Source organism: Pedobacter ginsengisoli (assembly GCF_002736205.1).
Lineage (GTDB): Bacteria > Bacteroidota > Bacteroidia > Sphingobacteriales > Sphingobacteriaceae > Pedobacter > Pedobacter ginsengisoli_A.
In genome coordinates this window covers 4,459,810-4,482,430 of record NZ_CP024091.1, presented here as the reverse complement: position 1 = coordinate 4,482,430, position 22,621 = coordinate 4,459,810, and the positions used below count along the sequence as shown (strand labels likewise).

Genomic DNA, 22,621 nt, shown 5'->3' with positions numbered 1-22,621 from the left:
TGAAGATAGAAAAATGTCTGTAAAGATAGGAAATATTGACCTGGGAGAGTTCCCTTTATTGCTTGCACCGATGGAAGATGTGAGCGATCCTCCTTTTCGTTTTGTGTGTAAACAGAGCGGGGTAGATATGATGTATACTGAATTTATTTCGTCGGAAGGATTAATAAGGGATGCTGCAAAAAGCAGGGCAAAGCTCGATATTTTTGAATATGAGCGTCCTATTGGTATACAGATATTTGGAAGTGAGATTGACCATATGCGTGAGGCTACTGAAATTGCTACGCTGGCCAAGCCCGATCTGATGGATATTAATTATGGCTGTCCGGTTAAAAATGTTGCTTGCAGAGGTGCAGGAGCCAGTTTACTGCAAGATATTGACAAGATGGTTAAAATGACTGATGCTGTAGTTAAAGCTACTCATTTGCCTGTAACCGTTAAAACCAGATTAGGATGGGACGACAATACCAAGAATGTTGAAGAAGTTGCAGAAAGGCTACAGGATATTGGTATACAAGCACTAACTATACATGGAAGAACCAGGGCTCAGCTTTATAAAGGTGAGGCCGACTGGACATTAATAAGAGAAATTAAAAGAAACCCACGCATAAAAATCCCAATTTTTGGTAATGGTGATGTGGATAGTATACAAAAAGCTGCTGATTGGAGACTGGAATATGAAATTGACGGCATCATGATTGGTAGAGCTGCTATTGGATATCCATGGATATTCAGGGAAATAAGACACTTTTTTAATACAGGACAAATTTTAGCCGGACCAAGCGTTGAAGAGCGTGTTTCGGTATGCAGAACTCATTTTGAAAAGTCAATTGCCTGGAAAGGCCCTAAGGTTGGTGTATTCGAAATGAGACGGCATTATGCAAACTATTTTAAAGGTTTACCAGATTTTAAACCTTACAGAATGTTGCTTGTCAAAGAAGAAAATATAGAAACAATACATAGTCTGCTGGACGAAGTGGCAGATAAATATCATAACATTCTGCCTGTTGGGGAAATGGCTTGATTTTTGAAAACATATAACAATAAAAAGAATTGCAATGGTTACAGCGACAACAGAAGGTGTTAAAATTTCAGTAGAAACAGTTTATCAGGATGAATATTCTAATCCTGCAAATAGTCACTATGTATTTGCCTATCGCATTAATATAGAAAACTTATCAGATTATTCTATACAACTCAAAAGACGTCAATGGTTTATTTTTGATTCGAGCGGTGTACAGAGAGAAGTAGAAGGAGAGGGAGTTATAGGTTTACAACCTGTAATTGAGCCAGGAGAAAGCCATTCGTATGTATCAGGATGTAATTTAACTACAGATATGGGTACCATGACCGGTAGCTATTTAATGAGCCGATTGGTTGATGATACGGAGTTTACAGTTGATATTCCTAAATTTAGCTTAATAGCATCGTATAGGTTAAATTAACCTTTTTGTCTTCCAAATAGTATTGAAAGATAATAAACGAGGTTGGTCATTGCACCTAATGCAGCTACTACATAGGTCATTGCAGCCCACCAAAGTGCATCTTTAGCTTGTGTATTTTCTTCTTTTGTATACAGTATTTGTTTATTGTTTTTAAGCCATATAAGCGCTCTTCTGCTGGCATCAAACTCTACCGGTAAGGTAATTATACTAAATATGGTGATTAAGGTTAATCCTATCACTCCAATTGTTAAAACAACAGGATTAAAAGTAAAAGCTATTAATAATACACCCAGAATTAAGACCCACTGCAGCAGATTAGAGGTTAAACTTACCACAGGAACCATATTTGTTCTGAGGCTTAACCAACTGTATGATTTGGCTTGTTGCAGGGCATGCCCACACTCATGAGCAGCAACCGCTGCTGCCGCAACGCTACGCCCATAATAAACATCTGTACTTAAGTTTACTGTTTTATCTGATGGGTTATAGTGATCTGATAATTGTCCATCGGTACTCATCACCCTCACATCAAATATTCCATTGTCGTACAGCATTTTTTCTGCAACTTCCTTCCCCGAAAACCCCGAATTCAATTGCATTTCGGCATATTTTGAAAATTTATTTCTAAATCTCCATTGTACAAACATGCTTAGCATTAGAATCGGAATTATCAAAATCAAATAAATTCCCATTTTTTTAGTTTTGTTCCTGCTAGTTTTAATCAAAAAGCGTTCCCAATTTGTTTGATAATCAAAAAATAACATAATTTTATGTTATGTTGGCAATGATTTCTTATTGGGAAAAACAGCATTTTTTTAATTATGATATTATCATCATAGGAAGTGGAATTGTTGGCCTTAATGCTGCAATTAGTTTAAAAAAGGAGACACCTCATTTAAGTATAGCTATATTGGAAAGAGGCTTCCTGCCATCGGGAGCAAGTACAAAGAATGCAGGATTTGCCTGTTTTGGAAGTATTTCTGAATTAATTGAACAAGAGAAAATTATAGGAACTACCGGTTTATATAATTTAATTGATAAACGCTGGAATGGTTTGTTAAAGCTGCGAAAACTATTAGGAGACAGCTCAATAGCTTACCATAATTATGGAGGTTATGAATTATTTAAGCCTTTAGAAAACGAATTATCTTCATTGTGTGTCTCTAAAATTGGTCATTACAACGAGATTTTGAAAGATATAACAGGCGAGAAGGAGGTTTTTAAAGTTGCTGCCGATAGAATTTCTGAGTTCGGTTTTAAGAGCATTGACATCCTTTTAGAGAACACTTTAGAAGCACAAATAGATACTGGAAAAATGATGCAGAGCTTGACTGGTAAAGCTTTAGCAGAAGGAGTAAGAATTTTTAATTCGTGTTTGGTAACTCAATTAAAGGAAGAAGGAGATAAGCAGGTGATTGTTACTAAGGAAGGAAATTTTTGCTGTAAAAAGGTATTGCTGTGTACAAATGCTTTTGTAAAAGACCTGCTGCCATCTTTAGATGTTGTACCTGGACGTGGGCAGGTAATTATTACAAAACCTATAAAAGATCTAAAAGTTAAGGGTACTTTTCATTATAATAAGGGTTACTACTATTTCAGAAACATTGATGGAAGAATTCTTTTAGGGGGAGGAAGAAATCTTGATTTTAAAACGGAAGAAACTACTGAATTTGGGCTTACTGAGTTAGTGCAAAATGAACTTAAAAAATTACTGTTGGATGTAATTTTACCTGATACTTTTTTTGAAATAGAACAAAGTTGGAGTGGAATTATGGCTTTCGGATCGGCCATTGATCCTATAATTAAAGAGATAAAACCTAATATTTTCTGTGCTGTAAGGTGTAATGGGATGGGAATTGCCATGGGTACACAAACCGGAGAAGATGCTGCCAGACTTGTTATGAAATCTTTATAGCTAATTACTATTTATTTTTGCAATTTAAAGTTTTTATCATCATTTTTGATAACAATATTAGTATGGAAATAGCAGGAATAGTATTATTAGTTGTCATTTTAGCCTCACTTATTTTTTTGTTGTTTAAAAAACCAGTGGTTAATCAAAATCATATTGCGCTTTTGGAGTTAAAGGAATTGGAACATCAAAAATCAATGAACTGGCTTAAGGATGAAAAATTAAAGCTGGAAGATGAATTGAATGATCTTCGTATTAATTATATGAATGAGCGCAGTAAGGTTATTAAGGCCGAAGAATCGCTGATTGCCCAACGTGAAAAACAAATTGAACAGGATAAATATATTGCTGAATTACAAGAAAGATTTAAGCTGGAATTTGAAAATATTGCCAACAAAGTTCTTGAAGAAAAAACAGCACGGTTTACAGAACAAAACAGAACTAATCTTGATATTATTTTAAATCCGTTTAAAGAAAACATTAAAGCTTTTGAAGATAAGGTTGATAAGGTATATAAATCTGAATCGGACGAAAGAAATGTTTTAAAGGGGGTAATATCTCAATTAATGGATCAGACCAAGCAAATTCAGGAAGATGCTAATAACTTAACCAAGGCGCTTAAGGGTGATAATAAAAAACAAGGAAACTGGGGTGAGGTGATACTTGAGCGAGTTCTGGAAAGATCTGGTTTGGTTAAGGATAGAGAGTATAGAATACAGACCAGTTTAAGCTCTTATGATGGGGGTAGGATGCAACCAGATGTTATTATTGATCTTCCGGATGATAAACATATTATAATTGATTCTAAGGTCTCTTTACTGGCTTATGAGCGATTGGTTACTTCAGAAGCAGATGTGGATAAGGAATTGAATTTAAAACAACACCTTGCTTCTATAAAAGCGCATATTCAAGGTTTATCTGCAAAAAACTATCATGAACTTTATCAGATAAATTCTCCTGATTTTGTTTTACTGTTTATATCTATAGAATCTTCTTTTGGTATTGCTGTACAACAGGATACTGAACTGTTTAATTATGCCTGGGATAAGAAAGTAGTTATTGTAAGTCCATCTACTTTATTGGCTACTTTACGTACTATTGCCAGTATATGGAAACAGGAAAGACAGAATAGAAATGTGTTGGAAATTGCCCGTTTAAGTGGCAATATGTATGATAAATTTGTTGGTTTTTTAACTGATATGGAGGGCATAGGAAAAAATATTAAGCAAAGCCAGGATGCTTATGATAAAGCTTTAAATAAGCTTTCAACAGGTGCAGGTAACCTATCTACAACTTCAGAGAAAATTAAGAAATTAGGTGCCAAAGCTACCAAGCAAATTGACACCAAATTTCTGGATTCTGCCTTACCTGATGAGGAAGATATTTTATAATTTAAATGCATTCCATCCTTGTGCTTTTAATTCGTGCACAACATTGGATTTTGATATCATTTTACACCCTGAGTTTTTATCAGTAATGTGACCAATAATGGTGATATCAACATCATTTTTTAGTTTAGGATAGTCTTCCTGTTTAATTGTAAACAGTAATTCATAGTCTTCTCCGCCGCTTAAAGCACATACAGTTGGATCCAGGCCAAGTTCACGCGCAGTTTCGTAAGTCATTGGATCTATTGGAATTTTTTCTTCGTAAAGGTTACATCCTTTTTCTGATTGCTGGCAAATGTGTAATATTTCTGAAGCCAACCCGTCAGATACATCTATCATTGATGTTGGTTTAATTTCCATTTGTGCCAAAAGATCGACTATATCTCTTCTGCCTTCAGGTTTTAACTGACGTTCTATGATATAATCTTTGCCTTCCAGATCTGGCTGAATATTAGGATTTTCAAGGAAAATTAGTTTCTCTCTTTCTAATATCTGCATTCCGACATAGGCACCGCCTAAATCTCCCGAAACACATAAAAGATCACCTTCACCAGCTCCATTTCTATAAACCACATCACTTTTTTCTGCATAACCAATGCTGGTTACGCTAATTACCAATCCTTGTTTACTTGCTGAGGTATCACCACCAATAAGATCTATATTAAATTTATTGCAGGCAAGTTCAACTCCTTTATAAATTTCTTCAACAGCTTCTAAAGGAAATTTACTCGACAAGCCAATAGAAACTGTTACCTGAGTTGCAATACCATTCATAGCATAAATATCGCTTAGATTGACTTGTATGGCTTTATAGCCCAAATGTATCAAGGGCACATAAGCCAGATCAAAGTGAATACCTTCGAGTAAAAGATCTGTGGAAACCAATACTTCTTTGTTATTAAAATTTAGTACTGCTGCATCGTCTCCTATACCTTTTATACTGCTTTCATGTCTTATTTTAAAAGTATCTGTTAAATGCTTTATCAGCCCAAATTCTCCCAACTCTGAAATATCAGTTCTTTCTTTATTTTCAAACATTATATTATATTGTTATACAGTAAATTAACATAGTTACCAACATACTTATTTTTATAAAAAAACTTATAAACCTAAACTTGCAGATATTTCAAGCATCCTTTCAATAGGTTTTCGTGCTTGTTCTATAATATTTTCAGGCACGGTAACCTCTGGAGTTTCATTCTTTAAACACAAATAAAGCTTTTCTAATGTGTTTCTTTTCATATAAGGGCAATCATTACAAGCACAATTGTTATTTGGCGGGGCAGGTATAAAGGTTTTTCCAGGATTAGCTTTCTCCATTTGATGAATAATGCCGCTTTCTGTTGCTACAATGAATTCCTGAGCATCGCTATTTATAGAATATTTTAACAATCCTGTTGTAGAACCAATGTAATCGGCCATTTTTAATACAGCTTCTTCACATTCAGGATGTGCAATAAATTTTGCATTTGGATGGCGCTCTTTAAGTTTTGTAATTTTTTCTCTTGAAAATATTTCATGTACCATACAGGCACCATTCCACAATACCAGGTCTCTACCTGTTTTCTTTGCTACCCAGGCACCCAGATTTTTATCTGGTCCGAAGATTATTTTTTGATCTTTAGGTAAACTTTCAACAATTTGAACAGCATTTGTTGATGTACATACGATATCACTTAATGCTTTGAGTTCTGCAGTACAGTTTACATAGGTTATTACCAGGTGATCAGGATATTTCTCTTTAAATTTCCTAAACAAATGTGGCGGGCAACTATCTGCAAGTGAGCATCCTGCCTTTACATCTGGCAATAAAACGGTTTTATTGGGAGAAAGAATTTTAGCTGTTTCTGCCATAAAATGGACTCCGGCAAAAACAATAATATCTGCTTCTGTTTTAGCCGCTTCCTGAGATAATCCTAAACTATCACCAATATAATCAGCAATATCCTGAATATCAGGCTCCTGATAATAGTGGGCTAATATAATAGCATTCTTTTCCTTCTTTAATCTTTCAATTTCCTCAAAAAGGTCAAGTGTAGGGTCGATCTTTTCATCTATAAAACCTTTTCTGTTAATTTCCTCTAAGGTGTCCATTTTAATGAGTTGATATTTCTTTATTAATATTTTGTTTTAGTGCATCAAAGAACAGGATAAATTTTAATTATCTGTTTTGGAACTTTTGTAAAGGTACGGAGCTTTCAACACTTCAATAAAATATAATTATTTAATATAAATAGATTTCTATTGTTTATTAGTGTGTTAATATTGTTTAAAAGTACTTCAAAAAAATGCTTTTTTATGAGTTATTAGTAACTTATTAACATTTATATTACATTTTTAATAAAAATATAGACTGATTTACAACGATATATTAATTGGCATTAAAACTTATCAATACGAATATGTGTATTCTTAGTTGGTGAAAAAAAAGTTGATAACCTTGGTAATCTTGCTTAAAAATAAGTTAAAATATTGTGTCAAATTACCATTTTAGCTTAGCTTTAAACATTCAAATAAAATTGTTCTAATTATTTAGACAAGAAGTTAACAATTATACCAACGTTGTTAACAAAGTAGTGGAAATAACACATTTTAATGAGAAAAGTAGATTTTTTGGTCATAGGATCAGGTATTGCTGGTTTGAGTTTTGCTTTAAAGGCAGCTCAGTATGGTAAAGTATTAATAGTTACTAAGTCTAATGAAGACGAATCCAATACTAAATATGCTCAGGGTGGGGTGGCAGTTGTTGTTGATAAGGATGATTCTTTTGAGAAGCATATTGAAGATACATTAATTGCCGGTGATGGTTTATGTGATGAACATATTGTTGAAGTGGTTGTAACTGAGGGTCCTCAGCGTATACAAGAGATTATTGATTATGGGACTAATTTTGATAAAGATGGTACCGGTGTCTATGATCTGGCTAAGGAGGGTGGACATTCAGAACATCGGGTACTGCACTATAAAGATGTGACCGGTTATGAAATTGAAAGTGTATTATTAAAGCAAATTCATCAGAATGAGAACATAGAGATATTAACACATTACTTCTGTTTGGAGTTAATTACGCAACATCACTTGGGTATTCATGTTGATAAGACTACTGAGGTTATTAACTGTTATGGTATATATGCCTTTAATACAGAACTTAACGATGTGGAAAAGATACTTGCTAATGTGACTATCATGGCTTCTGGTGGTGCAGGACATATTTATTCAAGCACTACAAATCCGGTAATTGCAACTGGGGACGGAATGGCTATGGTTTACAGGGCTAAAGGTAAAGTGAGGAATATGGAGTTTATACAGTTCCATCCAACTGCTTTATATCACCCTGGGGAGTATCCTGCTTTTTTAATTTCGGAAGCTGTTCGTGGTTTTGGAGGTGTGCTTAGAAGGAAGAATGGTGAAGAATTTATGTATGAATATGATAAGCGGGGATCTTTAGCACCAAGGGACATTGTAGCAAGAGCAATTGATTCGGAAATGAAAAAATCTGGTGAGGATTTTGTTTATCTTGATATAAGAAATAGGGAAAAAGCTGATATTTTAGCTCATTTTCCTAATATTTATGCTAAGTGCTTGTCTATTGGTATTGATATGACCAAAGATCTTATACCTGTTACTCCAGCTGCTCATTATATGTGCGGTGGAATAATGGTGGATGAGTTTGGAAGATCTTCTATAAAGAATTTATATGCTTGCGGGGAATGTTCTTCGACCGGCTTGCATGGAGCTAACAGATTGGCTTCTAATTCGTTGCTTGAGGCTCCTGTTTTTGCACATCGTATATTTGAACATGCTGTTGCTAATTTTAAGAATAATATAATTCCTGAAGATATACCGGAATGGAATGATCATGGGGTTACACAGTCTAATGAGGATATATTGGTTACTCACAATTTAAGGGAAACTCAGAAGTTGATGAGTGATTACGTTGGGATAGTTCGCTCTGATTTTAGATTAGAAAGAGCAATGAGACGTTTGTATTTGCTGCATCAGGAAACTGAGGATTTTTATAAAGGAAATAAGGTTTCTGTAAAACTTTGTGAACTAAGAAATGTAATACAGGTGGCTTTTATTGTTATAAAATCGGCTATGGCTAGAAAAGAGAGCAGAGGACTGCATTTTACTACCGATTATCCGGATCATTCAAAACAGTTAACAGATACAATTTTTTAATTATGCCAGTTATATTACCAGTAAAAAATGTACATCCGAAGTGGGGCGAAAATTGTTTTATAGCACCTAATGCTACAATAGTTGGCGATGTGGTTATGGGAAAAAATTGTTCTGTTTGGTTTAATGCAGTGATTAGGGGGGATGTGAATAAGATTACTATCGGTAATGACAGCAATATTCAGGACGGTGCGGTTATTCATGCAACATATTTAAAAGCTTCTACTACAATAGGAAACAGGGTATCTGTAGGCCATAATGCAATTGTTCATGGGTGTATTTTAAAGGATCATATATTGGTTGGTATGGGGGCAATAATAATGGATAATGCGGTAGTTGAGGACTACACAATTATTGCTGCCGGTGCTGTGGTTTTAGAAAATACACATTGTGAAAGTGGTTTTATTTATGCAGGAACTCCTGCAAAAAAAATAAAGCCCATTACTGATGAGCAAAGGGCTTTATTAAATAAGTTACCTGATAATTATATTATGTATTCTGACTGGTTCAGATAATTTTATTCTTTAGGAATTGTTATTACTTCATTTCTTTCCCAGTTTGGTCTGATTGATAGCTCTTTAGGTTCGTTCCATATTTTTTCTGGCTGTATACCTAAAGAAACATTTCCCGTATCCCATACACCATTTTTATTGGTATCGTATGTTATTCTTATAAAGTATTTTCCGCCTTTGTAATTGCTAAAAGTTACTGCAGTATCTTGCTTTACAACTATTGTATTTACTATGCTTTTACTGCCATCAATAATTTCCAGGATATAACTTTTCTGTTTTTCTGGTGGTACTATTTTTACTTTTAAGGTGCCATAATCATCTTTTTTACCTAACTCAAGACTGGTTTTAATTTCTTTGTTTTGAGTTTTAAAAATGCCTGTAAATGCACCTGGTGCAAAGGTTATGTCGTACATAGTTTTTTGTCTCCAGGGGTATCTGAAATAGAAGGAGAGATGGTCTAAGCTGTCTTTAGTGAGGGTAAAGGTTTTGGTATCAACAGAGTCCTCTAAAAGCGTTATTTTGCTTGCATCAAAGCTTTCAATTGGAAAATTGAAGGTGAATTTTAACGTTCTTCCTGGTGGTAATGCGCGATTATCAAGGTTATTTATTGCAGTTAATGACCGTGTATATGTATCTTTTTTACCTCTTGTGAGTGTTGTTGTTTGAAGTAATTTTCCGTTTTCTTTTAGGCTGATTTTGGTTGAATCAAAACTTAAATCTGTAAGCCATACTTTTAGAGAATCGTTGTTTTTGCTGAATTTTATTTTCTTTGAAACGTCTAAAGCCGGAGGATCAAGAACTACTACTTCTGGTTTTTTTAGCTTCTGATTGAAGCTGAATGACATGCTTCCATCAGGATTTAATCGCTTATCTAATATTCTGAATACTGTTGCATCTTCTTTAAATACTTTTATGTTCATGCTATCAAGATTTTTTGTGAGCACTATGGTATCTTTTAAAAACCCTACTTCGTCAGTAGCTTGCTGATAGATTTTATCACCATTTTTTTCTTTAAGAACATAGAGTTTATAGCTGCCAGTTCTTAAATTGTTTAGACTATAGTTACCACTGCTATCAGTTAATGTATAGATGGACGGCTTTCCTTTTCCAAATAAGGTATCTCTGTTTAGTGGTAATATAAAAGCAACTGCATCTAATTCAGGTTCGCCAGTAAGTGAATTTGTTACTTTACCTTTTATGCTTAGTGAATCGAGCTTAGGTCCGGTTGAAAATACATAAGTTAAATTTTTAGCAGCATTTGATTCGTTTACATCGGCTACTGCCTTTCCAAAGTTTAAAGTATAGGTTGTGTTTTTTTCGAGACTATCTGGAAAGTTTATTTCTAATTTTTTTCCCTTTACTTTTAAAACCGGTGGTTTAGGCATTTCGGGAGAAACAGAAAATTCTTTGAACTCATTCTGTAACTTAAAGTATTCATCAAATTCAATAACAACTTTTTTGGCAGTGAAGTTTACAGTCTGATTTTTTGGTTCCATTTTTAGAACCTTTGGTGGGGTAGTATCTCTTGGCCCTCCCTGAGGTTGCTGAATACTTGCGCAGCTATAAATTAAAGAAATTATCAAAAAATAGACTATGAAATTTCTTAAATAGACTATGTTGTTATATTTAGTCATTTATATGTTGTGTGTTGAGTTTAACCCTTCTTTTGATAGTTATCATTAAAACTTTTTAAAAGTGTCTTAAATCGCTTTAAAATGATCCGTGTTTTTAATTGTTTTATATTTATCTAATGTATTATAATACAGTTAGTTGTGTGTTATTTGCTAATATGAACCATTAAAACCGAGATATCGGAAGGTGAAACGCCCGAAATTCGGGAAGCCTGACCAAGAGTTCTGGGTTTTATCCTTAATAATTTTTCTCGAGCCTCTTTTGATAAAGATACTAATTGCGAGTAGTCAAAATTTGGATTGATATCTTTGTCTTCCATTTTTTGCATTTTATTTACAATCTCCTGTTCCTTTTCAAAATAACTCTCATACTTGATCTTTATTTCAGCTTGTTCAATAGTTTCTTTATCAAATTGCTCAAGGAACTCATTGAGGTTAGGACTTACTTTTCTTAGATCGTCTATTCCTACCTGAGGACGGCTTAAAAGATTAAAAATTTTTACTGTTTGATTTAATGTACTTGTTCCAAGATCTTCTAAGAGGGCATTTGCCTGGCTCATGTCGATTGCTTGTTTCTTGGAGAAGTCTACAATTGCATCTGAATTGGCTACTTTTTGCTTAACAAGTTCTAGACGTTCATCGTCTATTAAACCTAAGCTATGGCCGATAGGGGAGAGTCTGATATCGGCATTGTCTTGTCTAAGTAAAAGTCTATGTTCTGCTCTTGATGTAAACATTCTATACGGCTCCTCAGTGCCTTTGGTTACAAGATCATCAATTAGTACACCAATGTAAGATTCGGAGCGTTTTAGAATAAGCTCGTGTTTGTCTTTTACCTTTTGGTGGGCATTGATTCCTGCTATAAAACCCTGACTAGCAGCCTCTTCGTATCCTGTTGTTCCATTTATCTGGCCAGCAAAGAACAAATTGCTTATTAATTTAGTTTCAAGTGTTAATCCTAGTTGAGTAGGTGGAAAATAGTCGTATTCAATGGCGTAGCCAGGTCTGAACATCTTGGCATTTTCGAATCCTGGAATCTTTGTTAGGGCTTTATACTGTACATCTTCTGGCAATGAGGTTGAAAATCCGTTAACATATATTTCGCAGGTATTCCAGCCTTCAGGTTCTACGAATATCTGATGTCTTTCGCGCTCTGCAAATCTGTTGATTTTGTCTTCAATTGAAGGGCAGTATCTTGGCCCCAGTCCTTTGATACGGCCTGTAAACATTGGAGATTTTTCGAACCCTTCTTTTAAAGTTTCGTGAACTTCGAGATTAGTATAAGTAATCCAGCAACAGCGTTGTTCAGTTGGACGGGTAGTATTAGTGAAGGAAAATTTACCAGGATTTTCATCACCCCACTGTTCTTCCATTACGGAGTAGTTCAAAGATCTTCCGTCGATTCTGGGAGGAGTTCCGGTTTTCATTCTTCCGGCCTCAAAGCCGAGTTCTGTAAGTTGTTCTGTAATTCCGGTTGCTGCTTTTTCTCCTGTGCGACCACCGCCAAATTTTTTTTCTCCAACATGTATGACACCATTCAAAAATGTTCCATTTGTTAGTACTACAGACTTGCCTTTTATCTCGACACCGAGTGAAGTTTTAACACCAACTACTGTGTTGTTTTTGATCAAAAGACTGCTTACCATGTCCTGCCAGAAGTCGACATTTGGAGTTCGTTCCAAGGCTAATCTCCATTCTTCAGCGAATCTTTTTCTGTCATTTTGAGTTCTTGGGCTCCACATGGCAGGTCCTTTTGAAAGGTTTAGCATGCGGAATTGGAGTGTTGTTTTGTCACTTATAATCCCTGAGTAGCCGCCCATAGCATCAATCTCCCGAACAATTTGTCCCTTGGCAACGCCGCCCATTGCAGGGTTGCAACTCATCTGCGCGATGGTTTCCATGTTCATTGTAATCAGGAGAACAGAGGAGCCAAGGTTGGCTGCTGCTGCCGCTGCTTCACAACCGGCGTGTCCTGCTCCGACAACAATTACATCATATTCATTAAACATAGCTTAGTATATTTTGTATGTTCCACGTGAAACTTTTGGTAAAATTATTTAGGTGTTTCACGTGGAACGTGTTTGCAAAGTTATTAATTAAACACGAGATAGGACTCCAGATTAACCTTTTATCTGGGGTTTTATTTCTCTGAAAGTTCCATCCATCTGTTCATTACGGCATCCATCTCGGTATTCAGTGTTTCAATAGAATTCGAAATAGATTGAATTTCAAGATAGTTTGAGCTCTCTATTTTTAGCAATAATTGTGTTAGTTTTTCTATTTCTATTTCTATTTCTGGCATCCTTGATTCAAGCTCTTCAAGCTCTTTTTGCTCTTTGTAGCTTAGTTTTTTTTGAGTAGAAGGAGCAGAGGATGGCGTAGATGTTTCTTTCTTTTTTGCTTCTGGTTTTTCTTTTGCGACATCAAGACTTAGTCTGTATTCAGAATAGTTTCCATTATAAATTGTAACCTCACCATTGCCTTCCATAATAAATAATTGCTCACTCATTTTATCCAGAAGATATCTGTCGTGAGATACGAGTATTAATACTCCCGGAAAGTTTTCAAGAAATTCTTCAAGAACATTTAATGTATCAATATCAAGGTCGTTTGTTGGCTCATCCAGAATTAAGAAGTTAGGATTTTGCATTAGAACCTTCATCAGGTGCAACCTTTTCTTTTCTCCACCGCTCAGTTTTTCAACCATGCCATGCTGCTTTTTAGGAGGGAAAAGAAATAAAGTTAAAAGTTGGGATGCAGATATGGTTTGCCCATCTGCCATTTTGATATATTCGGCATCAGACTTTACAATATCAATAACACGTTCTTTTTCATTGAAGGCTAAGCCGCCTTGTTTATAGTAACCATAAACAGTTGTTTCGCCAGTGCTAACTTTTCCTTTTTCAGGTTTAATAAACCCTGTAATGATATTTAGCAAAGTGGATTTTCCGGTTCCATTTTTACCTGCTAACCCAATTCTATCGGCTCGCTTAAATGTGTAACTGAAATCATTTATGATTTTTTTATCTTCAAATGCTTGGCCGATATGGTCAAGCTCAAGAATTTTGTTTCCCTGACGCGACATTTTTACATTTAAAGTAATGCTTTGATTGTCAGTTCTTTGCTTGGTTTTGCTTTCTAAATCGTAAAAAGCATCAATTCTTGCCTGGGATTTAGTCCCACGGGCCTGGGGCATCCTTCGCATCCACTCTAATTCCTTCTTTAAAAGATTTTTATTCTTTTGAAAAGTGCTTTCATCCGCAGCCTCTCTTTCAGATTTCTTTTCAAGGAAGTAGGCATAGTTGCCACTGTAGTTATATATTTTTCCTCTATCTAGCTCAACTATTGTGTTACATACGTTATCAAGAAAATAACGATCGTGAGTTACCAGTAGAATTGTTTTGTTGCCTGATGTAAGTAATTTCTCGAGCCATTCTATTGTGTCTATATCCAAGTGGTTGGTTGGCTCATCAAGCACGTATATTTCTGGATCTTCTATAAGGAGTTTTGCCAAAGCCAACCGTTTTTTCTGCCCCCCGGAGAGGGTGGAGATTTGCTGTTGAAGATGGGTAATTCCCATCCTGCTTAGAATGGTTTTTATCTCGTGCTCATATTCCCAGGCATTGTGCTCACTTAATTCCTCATATAAACGATTTAATGTTTTTTCGTCTGGATTGGGATTCTCAATAAGCTCCTCATATTCTTTAATGAGTTGTTGCTGTTTGTTTTCTAAAGAAAAGATAAAATCGCTAATAGAATAGCCTTCAGTAAAAGATGGCTCCTGATCAAGAAAACCGATCTTCACAGATTTGTTCTTTACAATTTTACCCTCAAGTGGAGAGAATCTTTCGGCAAGTAATTTTAATAAAGTGCTTTTCCCGGCTCCGTTTATCCCGACAAGCGCTACGCGCTGACCGGTTTGTATGCCCAGGGTTAAGCTCTTAAAAAGCCATTCATCATGATAAGCATGGCCTAAGTTTTCGGCTGCAATTAGTGTGCTCAAAGTCTGTGTTTAACGAGATTATAGATAAGAAATTGCCACAAAAGTAAGCAATAATTATTTGGTATATAACTGAGGCTAAGTTTTACAGGATATTTATTGTAACGAAAATATTATAATTGGTGGCCTATTTGAAAAATTGTAACATTTAAAGATAAAATCAGAAGAAAAACGGATTTATTTGGCCCTCGTAGAGGCAATAACGCTATCGGGCTTGGGCTTTGTGTTGTAAACACGGCCGGATTCGTTAGAGGGCCTTAAAATGGCTTATTTTGAACTTTAGATAAAAGGGCAAGATAATGATCCTCCCGGGCCGTCATTAATGTTTTTGCTGGTTTAGTTTTGTCTTTATATCCTAAAAGATGAAGGGCTCCGTGAATCATTACTCTGCATAATTCCTGATCTGTGGTGAATTTAAATGTTGCCGCATTTTCCTTTATTCTGTCAATACTGATAAATATATCTCCTACAATTGTTTTGATCTCCTCTGAGTTGTCAAAAGTGATCACGTCGGTATAAGTGTCATGATTAAGGTAATCCTGGTTTATACGCAGTAAATATTCGTCTGAGCAAAGAATAAAATTTAATTCCTTTAGCTGATAATCTTCTGAGGCAATAGCAGATTTGAGCCAATTCTTAATAATTGTCTTTTTTTTAAGGGTATAATTGGTGTCTTCATTAAAAAAATTAATGGTTGCTTTGCTCATCAGATCATAAATTATTGAGGCAAATTTAGCAATTTAAAATATTCAGTTATTTTCTTTTTGTAGAAGAAGTTTAAATCTGGGGGCAATTTTTGTAGCCATTCTGTTTCAGATTGCTGATTTTTTTTGAATTTTTCAAGCATTTGTTTGTAAGAAGGAGGGAAATCTTTAGCTGCTTTGGCTTCTCTTTTGGAATCTTGATCTTGCTCGCGCTGTGCATTCTCTGCATCAAGTAATTTTGTAAGAATGCTTTTTTGACGGTTAAGTGTTTCCTGTTCTATTTTTTTGTTTACTAATTCACTTTCAGTGGCCTTCATGTCTTCTATCATCTGATTAAGGTTTCCAAGGCCATTTTTTCCATCTTTATTTTGTTCTTGATTTATTTTCTGAAGTGCTTCCCTGATCATTTGCTGTTGCTGAGCCATTTTTGCAAACTCTTGACTCATTTGTCCTTTTGGCACGGTACCTTTGTTTCCGCCCTTTTGAAGTTCTTCACGGGCCTTTTGCATGCTGTTATTGAGCTGTTTTTGCATCTGCTGGAGTTGCTGCATGCTGCCTTTTTTTCCTTTACCCCCTCCTTTTGCATTTTTTTTCATGTTTTGGACCTGATCGAGGGCTTCATTTAACATCAATGTAAGATTGTTGATTGAAGTCATGGTATATTGCTGGTTTCTGTTGGCCATCGCAGTATTTCTTTCTCCAAGGTTTTCCAAGCTTTTATCGATGTTGAAGTTTACCTTTTGCATCTCCTCATTAACCGCTGTTTCAATTTGTGGCACTCTCTTGCTTAAGGAGAATAAACTATCCGCAATGGTTTTCATGTTGTCTTTAATGCTGCGCTGTTTCTGCACGTTTTGGGTATAAAGAGGATCATTGCTGTTCATTCCTTTTAGGTTCAACATTACTTTTTCCTGATCGAAAGAGGTATTTAGTAAGTTTTTAAGCAATTGACGAAGTTCGGTAATGTTTAAATTGCTTTCCATTTCTGCAGATTCCTGCTGCATTTGTTCCATCTGTTTAGCGACTTTTTCCATTTGTTCAGCGGCTTTTTGCTGACTCTTAGATGCATCTTTTTTGTTGTTCTGACCTAATTTGTTTTCGCTGTCTTTTTGGTTTTGCTTAATCTCAGATGTTTCTTTTTCTGGGTTCTTAAATGGATTTGGACGTTCCATTTGTTGATTTTTTTCTTCAAGTTTCTCTAAGTCCTTTTTAATATCATCGAACTCGGATGACAGCTCTTTTTGTTCCTCTTTCAACTTATCTGATGAAGCGTCATTTTTTGCACTTTTTTCTGACAAGTCCTTTTGTACTTTGGCAAGATCGTTTAGCCTGTCGGTATTATTTCTCAGGTTCTGTTCGAACTCTAGTTGTTTGTAGAGCTCTAATATTCTGTCAAGTTCATTCTTCAACGATTTATTATCCATTTGCATTTTAGACAATTCGTTTTGTGTCTGATCCTTATTGTTTTCATCCATAAGGCTTTGAAGTTTTTGGAGAAGTTCTTTGGTTTTTTCATTAAGAACATTGTTGAACAAGTCATCGATTTTCTTTTGCTTCTCTATTAATTCGTCCTTTAGGGCATTATTTTCTTCTTTTTGGATTGTATTCTTTTCGTTCAGGGATTTGATTTCCTCTACTGCTTTTTCAAGTTGTTGCTGTTTATCGAGAAGTTGTTCTATTTGTTTTTTATCGTCAAATGAGAGCTGTCTTTTATCAAGTAGGGTTTCACCAAGCTTTTTGCTTTCTTTTTCAACCTCGGATGCCAGCTTAATTGTTTTTTCCATTTTCTGCTTAAGCTCGGCACTGCCCTGGTTTAATTTTTCTGCAACCTGCTGCTGTGTAGGCACGTCTAGAATTTTTATTGCAGATTTCGTCTTTTTTGCCCCATTTACCGCATCATTGTCTGCTATTTCAAAGTAATACTCAAGTGCCTGCCCGGGTTTTAAAGGGGCTTCATTTAAATTCCAAAGAAAGAAGAAAGTGTCTTCTTGCTGGTTTTTCTTTATAGAAATAGATTTTGTGACTGTACTTTTTAATACTCCGTTTTCTTTAATATTGTATTGAAACTTGAGTGCACTGAAACCGTGATCGTCAGATATATTTCCTGAGAAATATAAAGCTTTACTGCTCACAGAATCTGGTGTTTCGACTATAGAAATGCCAGGGAATTCATCCTTTATAACATCTATTTGATGAGAAATTGAATCTTTACTATTTATAAAGCTGTTTTTAGGGACGATTTGATATTCGGTATTTTCTTGCAGTTTTTTGGTGAAATTAAAGCTATTGTTAGCAGAGGTTAAAGGATGTTGCTTGCCCTGGATGATAAAGTTAATAGCGTTACTGTTCTCTGTTTTTAGGACCCACGTTACCTGGGTTCCCTCGGGCAGGAATAGATCTCCTGCATTGAGAAGGGTTTCTTCTTTTTTGTTGAGATAGGACGGGTATTGGAGTTTAGCAATGATATTTACTACCGAAGGGCGGGGCTTGACTTCAATTGTATGAGAATGAGAATTAAATCCGCCTGCAAGGAACTGAATATTTTTATTTTTTTGCAGGTTTTTGAATATATAAGAAAACCTGCTTTTGTCTTGCTTTTCTAATTTATAGGTATTTATTCCGTCTGATACATATACTTCCTGTGGAAGTTCGTTACCTCTCAGTTTAACGTTAACAGTTAAATTATCGCCCTGCTGAACGATTAGAGTTTTATTAAGAACAACGAATTCAAACGGAGCTTTAGGCAGAATTTCTTTATTGTACTGAACTAAACTGCGTGTTCCTTCTTTTAATATTGCTGGCGCAATAATGCCAATAAGCAGGATAACGGATAATGGTATAAGAAAGTATTTAACATACTTTTTGTTGTCTTTGAGGTTTATGGCGCTGGCAAATGGAATGGGTCTCAATTCCATTATTTTCTGATCGATTCCGGCTAAAATTAATTGATTGTTGCCCGGGTGTTGATTGGCAAGGGCTTGGAGTTGAAGGGTATTTAGTAACTTATCTTTTACGTTAAAAAAATGATTGCCAATTAATGCGGCGGCTTCCTCTATGCTTAAATTCTTGCTTAGTTTGAAGTATGATAGAGCTGGCTTTACCATTAAAAACGATATTACAGCTACAGAAAATGCTAAAAATGAGAAAAAAAGAACAGTTTTGGTTCCTACTCCAGGGTTTATAAAATAGACAAACAGAAATAGGAAAAGATAGCCCAAAAGCAGCAAAGCCAGGGCATAGATACAGCCACGCAGAAGCTTATTGAGATAAAACTTTTGCGTAAACTCATTAACTTTAGCTATTAAAATGGCGTAATTATTATTCATTAAAACATTGGAATGGGTAATAAAGTTAAAAAATAACTTTAAGAAAACGTTTAGATAAGCATTTAACGAGTATTTTTAGAAAAAGTATATTTATGAAATCATCAATTGTAGCGATTACCCTTATGGCTTTATTTACAAAAAGTTTTGACCCTCAGCCCGAGCTGATTAATAAGGGAAATTCATGGAATAAGAATCCTGTTATTGCCCATCGAGGAGCCTGGAAAAAGAATAATTTACCAGAAAATTCTATTGCTTCTCTTAAGGAGGCGATAAGATTAGGTTGTTACGGATCTGAATTTGATGTTCATATGACTTTGGATAGTGTTTTGGTTATTAACCATGATGCAGACTTTTATGGCCTTCATATAGCTCAGGTTACTTATAAGGAACTTTTGACGAAGAAGCATCCAAATGGTGAGAATATCCCTACGTTGGAGGAATATCTGAAAGAAGGAATAAAACAGAAAAAGATGAAGCTTATTCTGGAAATAAAACCGTCGAAAAATGATCCTGAAAGAGATCAAAAATTGACGGATCGCGCTGTAGCAATGGTTAAGAAATTGAAAGCGAAAGAATGGGTTGATTACATTAGTTTTAGCTACGATGTTCTTAAACGAATTTTGGTATTGGATCCTAAGGCTAATGTGGCTTATTTAAACGGAGATGCATCTTTAGAGAAGCTTAAAGCAGATGGGTTTTACGGAGCAGATTACCACTATAGTGTTTATCAGAAAGGGGAGTGGTTTGCTAAAGCGAAAGAATTAAATTTAACCATTAATGCGTGGACGGTTAATAGTGCAGAGGATATGAAATGGCTGTTAAAGAATAAGGTGGAGTTTATTACTACGAATGAACCTGAATTAGCTTTTGAGACAATCAGGGCTGTGCAAAGCGGAAATTAAAAAGCTATAAAACAAAAAAGCATCGCAGGTTATCTGCGATGCTGTACAATTTATGTCTATAATAATCTAGATTACTTTAACATTAATCGCATTCAACCCTTTTTTACCGCTTTCAACATCGTATTCAACTTTGTCGTTTTCACGAATTTCATCGATAAGGCCTGTTGAATGTACAAAGATTTCGCTATCTCCGTTTGCTGGGATGATGAATCCGAAACCTTTAGTTACATTAAAAAATTTTACTGTTCCTTCTTGCATTGTATTATTTATTAAAATTAAGTCTGCAATGTACATATTATTTTTTTATTAAAATGCAAGTGCTTAATATTTTAGCGAATATAAAATCAGGAAAGCATCAATTATTGCTCTTTTTGCCTTGAACTACCAATTTAATTTCGCTGGAATGAGGTATTCCAAGTGTTTTTCCCGGTGTTACCCTCAAAAGGTTTTGAAGATATACGCTTATTATTGCCTCTAATGACTTTTTTCGGGCCTCCCTGTATTCAGGCAAAACATTTGCAAATGAGGTTAAATACATTTTTCCATTTGCATTGACAAGAACATTAAATTCATATGCGAAGTCTTTGTATGATTTATCAATATCAATGCGATAATATGGGAATAAATAGTCGTAAGACTGCGTTCGGCCCATAATTGGGTCAACTGTTGTTATTTTTTTTACTTTGATTAGTTTGCTTACAGGGGTGAATTCTACAGGCTGTCTTCCTGCAAAGGCACTATCTAAATTTTGTGGATTGCGGTTGGACCGGGCAGAAAGCTTTTGAACATAAAGCGTATCAGCTTTGGATGGTTTTTGCAATTCTGCTGCAGTTGTTTTTAATTCATTTTTTAAGTAATTCTCAGAATAATAGGTGATATTAACATCAGACCTGATGTCTTTAGAAATCTCTTTTTTCTGAAGGTGTAGTCTTTGAAATACAAGACTGTCTTTGCTTATTTTTTTTATTCGAAAATACTCATTTGCAAAATTATATACATCACCATGGTCAAACATTAGAAAAAAAGGCTGCATTTTTTTCTTTTGAGGGCTGTAGGCCATTACAGTATCGTTTGATTTAAATTGAATGATCCATGAAGGTTCTTGTTGAAATCCCATTTCATTGAATGAAAGCCCAGTGCTAAATTTGCGCTTTACTTCTTGATATCTTATTCCAATAATTGAATCAAATGAAAGTTTTTTAACGACTCTTTTCTCTTCTTTGGGGGGATTGCAACTATAAAACGTACCGAATAAAACTAAGCTTAAGAGTATTGTAAAACGGGGTATTTTCATCATATTTATTGGCCTTGTTTTAGCGTAGAATGTATGTTTTTTACCTATGGAAAGGGTAAAAATAAATATTTATATCCGTTTCTTCAATTTTATCAATTTGATGAGTAATTCACCATTTCTGTTTATCGAGAGAAAAATGCCCCGACCATCTCCTGATCGTAATGTTTTAGTGATGTCGTTAAGGTTTAATGTTTTAGTGTTTGTAAAGTTTATAGATAAAATTTCATCTCCCTCACGTATTCCTGCTATTTCTGCTGGGGAATTCGGCTCAATTCTGCTAATAAAATAGTGTTTAGTGGCATCTTCTTCAACATAAACTTCAATTCCCGACATATCGTGCTCAAAAGGGCGCTTGTAAGTTGGGTTTTGTTTCAGATACATAATTTCATTAGTATAATCGAAGGTTGTATTAAACCTACTCAGGATATCGGCGCCTAAATTTCCATTTCTGTTTAAAAAGAGGGTTTTTGCTGCTACATCATTATATATTGGATACGAGGAAATGACTTCCTTTAACTCGAAGTTTCCAATTCTTATTTTGGGAATACGGCCAACATTTCCGCTAATTGGTCCGCTTAGTCCGATTCCCAGATTTGCCGGGATAGAATTAAGAGGGACGGGGAAGGGTTTTTCATTTAGTGTTTCTAAGGAAATGGCATGACTGGCGCCATTATCTACTACTACTTTTGCGTTTATTGTGCCCAGCTCCTTGGTGTAGAGCTCTACGTTGATATAAGGCTTATTATTGATTATCTGTAAAGGGATTATATCTCCTTTTATCTTCTTTTTAGTGCCGGGTAAACTAAAGACTACTCTTTTAGAAGAGTAGTTTATTTCGACGGTAAAGCTATTGAAGAAATAGTAACCGAGTAGACCATAAACTTTGACACCCATGTAATTTGATAGGCCTAAAATATCTGTTTTCAATATAGCAGTAGGGATATAATCGATGGATGCTTTACCGACTCTTGCTGACACTTGATTGGTTAGAAATGCATCAATCTCTATTCCTTTTCCGAGGCCGGTTATTTTGATGGGGCGAAGATCGCTTAGGCGAAGATCATTAATAATTGTTGTGTCTGTGATTACTAATGGGCCTACACCGGTATCAAGAATGAAGTTATATGGGCCTTTGTCATTGATGTATATCGGAATAATAACAAGGTTTCGGATAAGGTTAAAGTTGACGGCATTTTTAGTACGGGTGCCATTAAAGCTAAATTGTTGCGCTTTTAAGCTATATAAGCAGCAAAATCCAAATATTATGGAGAGGGGAATAACTTTAAAGAAAAAGAAATTAACAGCACGCATTCGCGAATTCATTTAAACTA

Annotated in this window: 18 protein-coding genes; 7 read left to right on the top strand and 11 right to left on the bottom strand. The window is 35.2% G+C overall.

Annotated elements, in window-relative coordinates; genetic code table 11:
- Positions 1 to 13: 13 nt before the first annotated feature.
- Positions 14 to 1,021, top strand: coding sequence for a tRNA dihydrouridine synthase DusB (gene dusB / locus CPT03_RS18640; RefSeq protein ID WP_099440243.1), 1,008 nt, complete (start codon positions 14 to 16; stop codon positions 1,019 to 1,021).
- 34 nt (positions 1,022 to 1,055) lie between these two features.
- Positions 1,056 to 1,442: a Co2+/Mg2+ efflux protein ApaG gene (apaG, locus tag CPT03_RS18635; RefSeq protein WP_099440242.1), complete on the top strand. Its 387-nt coding sequence runs from the start codon at positions 1,056 to 1,058 to the stop codon at positions 1,440 to 1,442.
- Here the strand turns inward: apaG and CPT03_RS18630 are convergent.
- Positions 1,439 to 2,134, bottom strand: coding sequence for a zinc metallopeptidase (locus CPT03_RS18630; RefSeq protein WP_099441180.1), 696 nt, complete (start codon positions 2,132 to 2,134; stop codon positions 1,439 to 1,441). The genes apaG and CPT03_RS18630 overlap by 4 nt on opposite strands.
- An 83-nt stretch (positions 2,135 to 2,217) precedes the next feature.
- On the opposite strand from CPT03_RS18630, the gene CPT03_RS18625 reads away from it, so the two are divergent.
- The gene (locus tag CPT03_RS18625) at positions 2,218 to 3,357 is read left to right on the top strand and encodes an NAD(P)/FAD-dependent oxidoreductase (RefSeq protein WP_216641568.1); all 1,140 of its coding nucleotides are present in this window, start codon (positions 2,218 to 2,220) and stop codon (positions 3,355 to 3,357) included.
- 62 nt (positions 3,358 to 3,419) lie between these two features.
- Complete coding sequence (locus tag CPT03_RS18620) at positions 3,420 to 4,745, top strand: DNA recombination protein RmuC (protein WP_099440241.1); 1,326 nt, start codon at positions 3,420 to 3,422, stop codon at positions 4,743 to 4,745.
- On the opposite strand, the gene thiL is transcribed toward CPT03_RS18620, so the two are convergent.
- Both thiL and nadA read right to left on the bottom strand, forming a co-directional pair.
- Positions 4,740 to 5,780 (bottom strand): thiamine-phosphate kinase, encoded by a 1,041-nt coding sequence (thiL, locus tag CPT03_RS18615; RefSeq protein ID WP_099440240.1) that lies wholly within the window; start codon positions 5,778 to 5,780, stop codon positions 4,740 to 4,742. The genes CPT03_RS18620 and thiL overlap by 6 nt on opposite strands.
- A gap of 63 nt (positions 5,781 to 5,843) precedes the next feature.
- Positions 5,844 to 6,836 carry a quinolinate synthase NadA gene (nadA, locus tag CPT03_RS18610; RefSeq protein ID WP_099440239.1) on the bottom strand — a complete coding sequence of 331 codons (993 nt, stop codon included), beginning with the start codon at positions 6,834 to 6,836 and terminating at the stop codon, positions 5,844 to 5,846.
- Positions 6,837 to 7,337: 501 nt separating this feature from the next.
- Here nadA and nadB point away from each other — a divergent pair.
- On the top strand, positions 7,338 to 8,924 hold the full coding sequence (gene nadB, locus CPT03_RS18605; RefSeq protein WP_099440238.1) for an L-aspartate oxidase: 1,587 nt from the start codon (positions 7,338 to 7,340) through the stop codon (positions 8,922 to 8,924).
- Positions 8,925 to 8,926: 2 nt separating this feature from the next.
- On the top strand, positions 8,927 to 9,436 hold the full coding sequence (locus CPT03_RS18600) for a gamma carbonic anhydrase family protein (protein WP_099440237.1): 510 nt from the start codon (positions 8,927 to 8,929) through the stop codon (positions 9,434 to 9,436).
- A 2-nt stretch (positions 9,437 to 9,438) separates the two neighbouring features.
- Here the strand turns inward: CPT03_RS18600 and CPT03_RS18595 are convergent, their stop codons facing one another.
- The 5 genes from CPT03_RS18595 to CPT03_RS18575 form a co-directional block, all read right to left on the bottom strand.
- A complete protein-coding gene (locus CPT03_RS18595) occupies positions 9,439 to 10,929 on the bottom strand; it encodes an Ig-like domain-containing protein (protein ID WP_245869887.1) in 1,491 nt (496 codons plus the stop codon).
- Between the two features lie 281 nt (positions 10,930 to 11,210).
- The gene (mnmG, locus tag CPT03_RS18590) at positions 11,211 to 13,073 is read right to left on the bottom strand and encodes a tRNA uridine-5-carboxymethylaminomethyl(34) synthesis enzyme MnmG (protein WP_099440235.1); all 1,863 of its coding nucleotides are present in this window, start codon (positions 13,071 to 13,073) and stop codon (positions 11,211 to 11,213) included.
- A gap of 131 nt (positions 13,074 to 13,204) precedes the next feature.
- Positions 13,205 to 15,067, bottom strand: a complete 1,863-nt coding sequence (locus tag CPT03_RS18585; RefSeq protein ID WP_099440234.1) for an ABC-F family ATP-binding cassette domain-containing protein — start codon at positions 15,065 to 15,067, stop codon at positions 13,205 to 13,207.
- A gap of 254 nt (positions 15,068 to 15,321) precedes the next feature.
- A complete protein-coding gene (gene ybeY, locus CPT03_RS18580; RefSeq protein WP_099440233.1) occupies positions 15,322 to 15,771 on the bottom strand; it encodes an rRNA maturation RNase YbeY in 450 nt (149 codons plus the stop codon).
- An 11-nt stretch (positions 15,772 to 15,782) separates the two neighbouring features.
- Positions 15,783 to 19,094, bottom strand: a complete 3,312-nt coding sequence (locus tag CPT03_RS18575) for a DUF4175 family protein (RefSeq protein ID WP_099440232.1) — start codon at positions 19,092 to 19,094, stop codon at positions 15,783 to 15,785.
- A gap of 92 nt (positions 19,095 to 19,186) precedes the next feature.
- On the opposite strand from CPT03_RS18575, the gene CPT03_RS18570 reads away from it, so the two are divergent.
- Positions 19,187 to 19,996, top strand: coding sequence for a glycerophosphodiester phosphodiesterase (locus tag CPT03_RS18570; RefSeq protein ID WP_099440231.1), 810 nt, complete (start codon positions 19,187 to 19,189; stop codon positions 19,994 to 19,996).
- Positions 19,997 to 20,062: 66 nt separating this feature from the next.
- On the opposite strand, the gene CPT03_RS18565 is transcribed toward CPT03_RS18570, so the two are convergent.
- The 3 genes from CPT03_RS18565 to CPT03_RS18555 form a co-directional block, all read right to left on the bottom strand.
- Complete coding sequence (locus CPT03_RS18565) at positions 20,063 to 20,254, bottom strand: cold-shock protein (protein WP_008241764.1); 192 nt, start codon at positions 20,252 to 20,254, stop codon at positions 20,063 to 20,065.
- Between the two features lie 97 nt (positions 20,255 to 20,351).
- Positions 20,352 to 21,113, bottom strand: a complete 762-nt coding sequence (locus tag CPT03_RS18560; RefSeq protein WP_099440230.1) for a hypothetical protein — start codon at positions 21,111 to 21,113, stop codon at positions 20,352 to 20,354.
- A gap of 246 nt (positions 21,114 to 21,359) precedes the next feature.
- Positions 21,360 to 22,613, bottom strand: coding sequence for an aspartyl protease family protein (locus CPT03_RS18555; protein WP_099440229.1), 1,254 nt, complete (start codon positions 22,611 to 22,613; stop codon positions 21,360 to 21,362).
- Between the last annotated feature and the right edge of the window lie 8 nt (positions 22,614 to 22,621).

What these genes read in the sequence shown, in the direction of transcription:
- dusB (WP_099440243.1), top strand. Translation starts at nt 14, where the DNA reads ATGTCTGTAAAGATAGGAAATATTGACCTGGGAGAGTTCCCTTTATTG.
- apaG (WP_099440242.1), top strand. Translation starts at nt 1,056, where the DNA reads ATGGTTACAGCGACAACAGAAGGTGTTAAAATTTCAGTAGAAACAGTT.
- CPT03_RS18630 (WP_099441180.1), bottom strand. Translation starts at nt 2,134, where the DNA reads ATGGGAATTTATTTGATTTTGATAATTCCGATTCTAATGCTAAGCATG.
- CPT03_RS18625 (WP_216641568.1), top strand. Translation starts at nt 2,218, where the DNA reads ATGTTGGCAATGATTTCTTATTGGGAAAAACAGCATTTTTTTAATTAT.
- CPT03_RS18620 (WP_099440241.1), top strand. Translation starts at nt 3,420, where the DNA reads ATGGAAATAGCAGGAATAGTATTATTAGTTGTCATTTTAGCCTCACTT.
- thiL (WP_099440240.1), bottom strand. Translation starts at nt 5,780, where the DNA reads ATGTTTGAAAATAAAGAAAGAACTGATATTTCAGAGTTGGGAGAATTT.
- nadA (WP_099440239.1), bottom strand. Translation starts at nt 6,836, where the DNA reads ATGGACACCTTAGAGGAAATTAACAGAAAAGGTTTTATAGATGAAAAG.
- nadB (WP_099440238.1), top strand. Translation starts at nt 7,338, where the DNA reads ATGAGAAAAGTAGATTTTTTGGTCATAGGATCAGGTATTGCTGGTTTG.
- CPT03_RS18600 (WP_099440237.1), top strand. Translation starts at nt 8,927, where the DNA reads ATGCCAGTTATATTACCAGTAAAAAATGTACATCCGAAGTGGGGCGAA.
- CPT03_RS18595 (WP_245869887.1), bottom strand. Translation starts at nt 10,929, where the DNA reads ATGGAACCAAAAAATCAGACTGTAAACTTCACTGCCAAAAAAGTTGTT.
- mnmG (WP_099440235.1), bottom strand. Translation starts at nt 13,073, where the DNA reads ATGTTTAATGAATATGATGTAATTGTTGTCGGAGCAGGACACGCCGGT.
- ybeY (WP_099440233.1), bottom strand. Translation starts at nt 15,771, where the DNA reads ATGAGCAAAGCAACCATTAATTTTTTTAATGAAGACACCAATTATACC.
- CPT03_RS18575 (WP_099440232.1), bottom strand. Translation starts at nt 19,094, where the DNA reads ATGAATAATAATTACGCCATTTTAATAGCTAAAGTTAATGAGTTTACG.
- CPT03_RS18570 (WP_099440231.1), top strand. Translation starts at nt 19,187, where the DNA reads ATGAAATCATCAATTGTAGCGATTACCCTTATGGCTTTATTTACAAAA.
- CPT03_RS18565 (WP_008241764.1), bottom strand. Translation starts at nt 20,254, where the DNA reads ATGCAAGAAGGAACAGTAAAATTTTTTAATGTAACTAAAGGTTTCGGA.
- CPT03_RS18560 (WP_099440230.1), bottom strand. Translation starts at nt 21,113, where the DNA reads ATGGGATTTCAACAAGAACCTTCATGGATCATTCAATTTAAATCAAAC.
- CPT03_RS18555 (WP_099440229.1), bottom strand. Translation starts at nt 22,613, where the DNA reads ATGAATTCGCGAATGCGTGCTGTTAATTTCTTTTTCTTTAAAGTTATT.